At 47.1% G+C, this 6,325-nt stretch carries 3 protein-coding genes; all 3 read left to right on the top strand.

Annotation, left to right across the window (positions count from 1 at the left end):
• Positions 1-343 precede the first annotated feature (343 nt).
• The 3 genes from ACR0DG_RS21350 to ACR0DG_RS21340 all read left to right on the top strand — a co-directional run bounded on the left by ACR0DG_RS21350 (position 344) and on the right by ACR0DG_RS21340 (position 6,172).
• Complete coding sequence (locus ACR0DG_RS21350) at positions 344-4,828, top strand: glycosyltransferase (RefSeq protein ID WP_480700523.1); 4,485 nt, start codon at positions 344-346, stop codon at positions 4,826-4,828.
• 37 nt (positions 4,829-4,865) lie between these two features.
• Positions 4,866-5,228 carry a hypothetical protein gene (locus ACR0DG_RS21345; RefSeq protein WP_480700521.1) on the top strand — a complete coding sequence of 121 codons (363 nt, stop codon included), beginning with the start codon at positions 4,866-4,868 and terminating at the stop codon, positions 5,226-5,228.
• A gap of 524 nt (positions 5,229-5,752) precedes the next feature.
• Entirely contained in the window at positions 5,753-6,172 is a 420-nt protein-coding gene (locus ACR0DG_RS21340; RefSeq protein WP_480700519.1) for a hypothetical protein, read from the top strand.
• The last annotated feature ends 153 nt before the right edge of the window (positions 6,173-6,325 follow it).

Genomic DNA, 6,325 nt, shown 5'->3' with positions numbered 1-6,325 from the left:
CATCCGTACTGGCAGGAAGAGCACTGGTTAGCATAGTCGGCGAGGATCAATTCACACTTGGACTCCGCCCATCTTAACAGTTCGCTCAACTGACAGGATACTCGATTCTCCTGCTCAAGCTGCGTTGCCTTTTGAGGAATTTGCGACAAAACCGCTGAGATATTGCTATCAGTAAAATAATCTGATTTTTACTGGACACGCCGACAAGCGTTGGAAAACAGTTCAGAGTGTGTTGCGCAAAACCTAGAACAGATCAGTTGAAATTTGTCAGTAATTGTTTGGCATTTATTCGGCCACACGAATAATCTTCAAAATTAGAAAATAGGAGACCTCGGGTAAAACCATGAAAAAAACTCGGGATGATGAAAACCGTTCCAAGCGGGTAATCGGCGCAGATATTCATCTGACAAAAGGCAAGGAGCGGATTTCGGAACTACTTTCCTTACTACAAGATCTAAGAACGCAAAACGAAGATTGGCAACTGGCGCTGACCGGGTTTCGCGACCGCGAAAGCGAATATCTGGTCTGGAATGACATTGAAGACAGAGGTCTTGGGCAATCGGTGGCCTACCTACCCTACACCGACTATTGTCGGCGATTTCCATTTCAAAAGAGAAACGCAGATTTATGGTTTGATAACCAGTCATCCGTTGCCGATATTCGAGCGCAAAAACACCTTGTTTTAGAATATGCTAGCTACAGCCGTAGTGTTTTGTTTGTTACTTACATGCACCCTTGGAAACCCGAGGGAAACTCAAGACTCATGCTGGATTGGCTGGAACAATTCCGAGCATCCGGTTACAGAATACACTTGCTTTACTATGCAGGTGATGCACCGGGCACTGTAACACACCAAATGCAATCCGCGGCCCGGGAGATGTGCGACCTCTATATAGAGGTTCCGGTCACTTCGAACATGGTCGGCTGGAACAGAAATGGACTAAATGTACACGTTGATGATTGGTGCGGTCCAGAGCTCCTTGACGAAGTATCAAGTTTGGTGCGCCAATTCTCCTACGATATGGCCTTTGTGAATTATGCCTTTCTTTCGGGTGTGTTAGATCGGGTTGCTGCCTATACTCACAAAGTGCTTTTGACACATGATCGCTTCGAGGACCGAAATAAAAGGTTACTCGAACAGGGCCTTTCGGAATCCGCCTGGATGAGCCTGACGATGGGCGGTGAAACGCTTGCTTGCGAGCGAGCCGATACCGTTATCGCGTTACAATCGGATGAAGCGAAGTATTTCCGTGAATTGTTGTCAGATCCAGAAAAAGTTCGGGTTATTTCTCCCGTTTTGCCTTGGCAGCCTCAACCTGTCAAACGGCTGCATCCGAATCTGCGTATTGGATATTTTGGCTCACAGAACTGGATCAATGAGCAAAACCTTGGCGACTTCATGTCGGAATGGATGAAGCTTCCGGAGCTTCGCAACAACAGTGAGTTCGTGCTTGCTGGTGGTGTTTGCGAGCAGCTCGACAGGTTTATCGAACCCTCTATTCTGAATGTCGCAAAACCTCGTCTCCTTGGTAAGGTTCAGGATTTAAATACGTTTTTCCAGGAATGCGACATCGTTATAAACCCGGAACGCGGAGGAACGGGACTAAAAATCAAGAGTCTCGAAACAATGTCGCATGGCATGCCGTTGCTCAGCACAGCTGCAGGTACTGTAGGTTTTGGCAGCAATAGCATATACCATTCTGCGGAAAGCATCAGCCAATTGGTTGCCCACGTTGCAGAAATTGCTGCGAACAAGGACCTTGTAAAAAATGCAGAGCAAGAAACGCGAAAAGTTTATGAAGACTATTTTGAACGGAGCAAGACCGCTGTGTCAGAATTGATCAGGGCCGATGCGTCAAAAACTAGTTTGATTCCAGCAAAACAAGATTGGCCACCTAAGCCACGCCAAGTCCAAATTCGCTCGACACAATATATTAACGAGAATGCAGCGGATTATCATTTCGACCAGTTCAGAACTGTCGCGCAGCGGGTTGATCTTGAAGGTAAGCGAGTGCTTGAAATTGGGAGCGATTACCATCTGATCAGTGCGCGACTTTTTATCGAAAATGGCGCGAAATCCGTCACAACAACGAATATCGGCGATTGGAAAAGCGACGAGCCACTTCCCGATGGCGTTACCTTCCGCGTAGGTGATATGGGCCAGATGGACCTCGAAGAGGGTGGGTTCGATCTGATCTACGGTATTGCGATCCTGGAGCACATCCCTGATTTCAAAAGCGTTGTAGATGCATGCAAACGCTTCTTGGCCAAGGATGGCGTTATTTACCTTCAAGGTTGCCCGATGTGGGGTGGATCAATTGGCCACCACGTCTGGTTTGAACCGCAAAAAAGCGAAGATTTGCTCACCGGTGCTGCAGCTGGCGGATCAAAAACCAGCACAAATTTAGTGTATCGATTTACAGATAAACACACTAATCCAATCCCGGATTGGTCTCATCTGACACATTCTCCTTCGGAACTCGCCAAAATGCTCACGCTTGACGGTGTCCCTGAAGATCACGCAAACGGCATCGTTGAATATGTTTATAATCTTTCTGGGGACGTAATCGGGTCATGCTCGAATTTCAAAACAGCCAGCGAAATAGTGAATGCATTTCGTCCTGACTTTGACGTTGCAGCAGAGTCGTGGGCATTCGACGAAGAGAAAAACGAGCACTACGAAGAAGCACTCAAAAAATATAGTCACTACGACCTTGATACTATTGGAGCCGAACTCTGGATGCGACACCCGGAAGAACGAGAAAAGTTGGAGCTCAATTCACCCAAAGTCTCAATTATTGTGCCAATCTTCAATATGGAAGCTTATCTCGGAGAATGCCTCGACAGCATTCACGCTCAGGACTATCCATCAATCGAAGTCATTCTCGTTAATGACAAGTCAACAGACGGCTCATTTCCCATTGCCGAGCGAGCTTCCATTGACAACGATCAAATCAAATTGGTCAATCACACAGAGAACTCCGGCCTGGGAATTAGTCGCAACACTGGCGTTAAAGAAGCAACTGGCGAGTATCTGTTCTTTCTGGATTCAGATGATGTACTGTCTGGCCCGACCGCAATCCGTGACCTGGTGAACGCGGCTCGCTCCACAAATAGCGAGACCGTTGTAGGCCGTGCGAACAGGTTTACATCTGGTAAAGAAGTTGAGCCCTTTGATGAAATCCTTGAAGGTGAATCAAGCCTAAGCGCGAAGAACACTTACTCGGGTATTGACGCATTTCATGCGACATTTGGCCAAAGCGATTTTGGTTACCTGCCGATGCGTGCGTGGGGATACTTGATCAAGGCTGATCTATTCAAACGTGCTAAATTGGAGTTTCCTGCAGAAGCTCATGAGGATGTCGGAGTTGTCCCTATTCTCTGTTACCTCTCAGACCAAGTGTTTTACCTTAAGGAGCCTGTCGTAAACTACAGATTCCGCCCTGGAAGTATCTCCAACACCGTCTGGAGCGCGCGTAAAGCAAGAGATCTCCTGCACGTTTGGCGTCATTTCAAAGAGATGCTTATAGCATTTGGACTGGAGGACGAAATCGGATTTTCTGCATTACTTACTGCTCAACAGGCTATGTGGAAAATCAAATTACACCCTGTACAGCCCGAAGAGCGCCGCGAAATATGCGCCAACCTTGGAAAGATATTGAGCGACGCAACAAACGTAAATTCGAAGAAGACCTTGGTTAGTGTTCTCGACCATTTTACCGAGACGTTGGATTGTCTGGATGCCTCAGAAGAGCTTCGTCGAATTGCGCTCGGTATGCTGCCGATAGATACGATGATCGGTTATTATCGGGAAAAACTTGCCCCAGGTTCGTCAGTAATGGCGCCACATTCGAGTGACCGAGTCGCTGAGGATAACTTCCAACAGAAGTTCCTCGAAAATGACAGCAAGGCAAATGACCTTCTGAATCAATACCATCTGTATACTGACAACACGTCGAAGAGCTATCCCAGTATGCTAACGGATGCCGATAAGGCGGTCTATTATGACGCCGGTCGGACGTATCGTGGCTTGGGAACTATCGTGGATGGAGGGTGTTTTGTAGGCGGTACAACGCACCATTTGGTTCAGGGCCTCAAGGATAACCCAAATTTCGAACTGAACGCCCCCAGACTCAACAAGGTTATAAAAGTCTATGATCTGTTTCTGATTGATGAAGACTATATTCGTGATCATTTGAGAAGGAACTTTCCGAACAAGACCTTCAAGCTCGGCGAAAGCTTCGAAGGTGTTTTCCGCGAACAGATTGCGGCCGATGAGCGGTTCTTGGAGGTATTCCCTGGCGACGTTATGAAATCTGGGTACAATTTTGAGGAACCAATCGAGGTTTTGGGTGTGGACTTGTGCAAAGCGTTACCTGTCACTGACTACGTAGTTAGGAACTTCTTCCCACGCGTGATTACAGATGGACTGGTACTGCAACAGGATTTCATCCATGAGTTTCATCCCCACATTCACCTCTCGATGTTACGCCTAGATGATTTCTTCGCCCTTGAAGCAGAGATGAAATGGGGCGGAAGCGTCACATTCCGCCTAAAAAAGGAAATCACGCCACAGGTAATTGAGGAACGGTTTGGTACTGATGATTCTTGGTATCAGGACGCTGAAACGAACATCGGACTGTTGGAAGATCTGATCTCCAGGACGTTCTACGATGAGAACCGTTGGATTATGATTCTGACGCTTGGTTTTTACTACTGGTCTATTGGTCAGCAGGAAAAAGCAAAAGAATCTTATGAACGTGCTGTTCGTGAGTTCCCACAATTCACACCAAGCGATCTAACCAAAGGTCACTTGTTCAATGAGTGATGTAGAGAACGCTTAGACCAACTTTGCTGGAGAGACTTTGGAGTTGATTGTCGCAGCTCCAGAAGCTCCTTATGGAAAAAAGTATCTAACGACGGAACAATCCCGCAATATCAAAAACGAGATGTTGGAAGATTTGACAATGGCAACCGTCGAGCACACTTTTCCGTCTGGCGCCAAAAAGGTTGATAGAAGCTTTACCAGTCAAAGTCTTAGCATCAGAATGCGGGCTTTTTGGATATTATTTGCCTCGGTTTCTTTAGCTACTAGGTATAAGACCTGGCTCATGCTGGTATTGTGGGAACCGAAATATCGCTCGATGCTGGTCAAACCAAGACAACCCGAGAAGGCTCTTGCAAGGGCCAATCCGCTAACTCATTTCAATGTAACGGAAGCGAAATAACCAGATTCAGGCGCATCCGATACGCCTACTTGTCCGGAAGTCCGTGAACATGTTGACCATGGCTTATCTGATGTTACCCGCTGGCTACACACCCATCTGAAAACTGACGCTCATCTGTGGTCTCCAGTATCGAATTGTGTTTCCTGCAAGTCGTTTTCGGAATTCTTGTCCGGCATGCCACCAGGGACTTATTGGTTTCACAATCTGGATCATGTCTCGTGAACCGCAACGCGCCTTGGCGAACACGCCAGTTTTGGCATCACTGGTTTTGCGCGCAGCAGAGCTTGATCTGCAATAATTGAAGACGAATAATAATGCCTACCGCGCTCCAAATTCTGTTACTGAAATCTACGAAACCGGAGCATTTTTGGGGGTCGGATTCGCGCATGTTTGGCGATACGATCATTACATTAGCCTCCATATCTGAAAGTCAACTGCCGTTTCACTTCTCCGATGCAATTTACAGTGGCTAGGGATACTATTATTCGACCTGGCAATTAATCGATAAGATAAAGAGAGCAAAAGTGGAAAAGACTGACTCGCACAAAACATCGCAAGATGGTGAAGCCAAAAAAGTAGATGAAAATAACGAAAGACATAAAAGAGAGCTTGATGAACTGAAGCTAGCTTTAAAAAGAGCTACTTCGGATGCACGTCGCAAAGAGCTTCAAATTCAAGAACTGACCTATCTGTTACATGCTGCCGATCGCCATTTCTCGGGAAAAGTCAATTCCGCATCCGACAGCCGGGCGCTTCTGCTGTACAGATTGCTTTCTCCAGCACGCATCCAATTCCTGGCAGAGCGCGGGTCGCTGCCCGAGGAAACTAATTGGAAACGTCAAATGATTAGGCACCCGCTCAGAATCTCTGAGTGGAAAGGCTTAAAACGTCTGTTGCGCCGCGTTAAACGCGGCGAATACAAGGGGGAAGTTGACCGTCTCTAGCGGTTTGTCTCAGATTTCTTAGAAGGCTATGTAAGTCTGGCAGGAGACTCGACTATCCTGTCAGTTGCGCGAACTGTTAAGATGGGCGGAGTCCAAGTGTGAATTGATCCTCGCCGACTACGCTAACCAGTGCTCTTCCTGCCAGTACGGATA

The organism is Ruegeria sp. BG8, from assembly GCF_056538325.1.
This window is presented reverse-complemented; position numbering and strand designations above follow the sequence as displayed.

Coding starts and splice junctions, on each gene's coding strand:
- ACR0DG_RS21350 (WP_480700523.1), top strand. CDS start 344: ATGAAAAAAACTCGGGATGATGAAAACCGTTCCAAGCGGGTAATCGGC.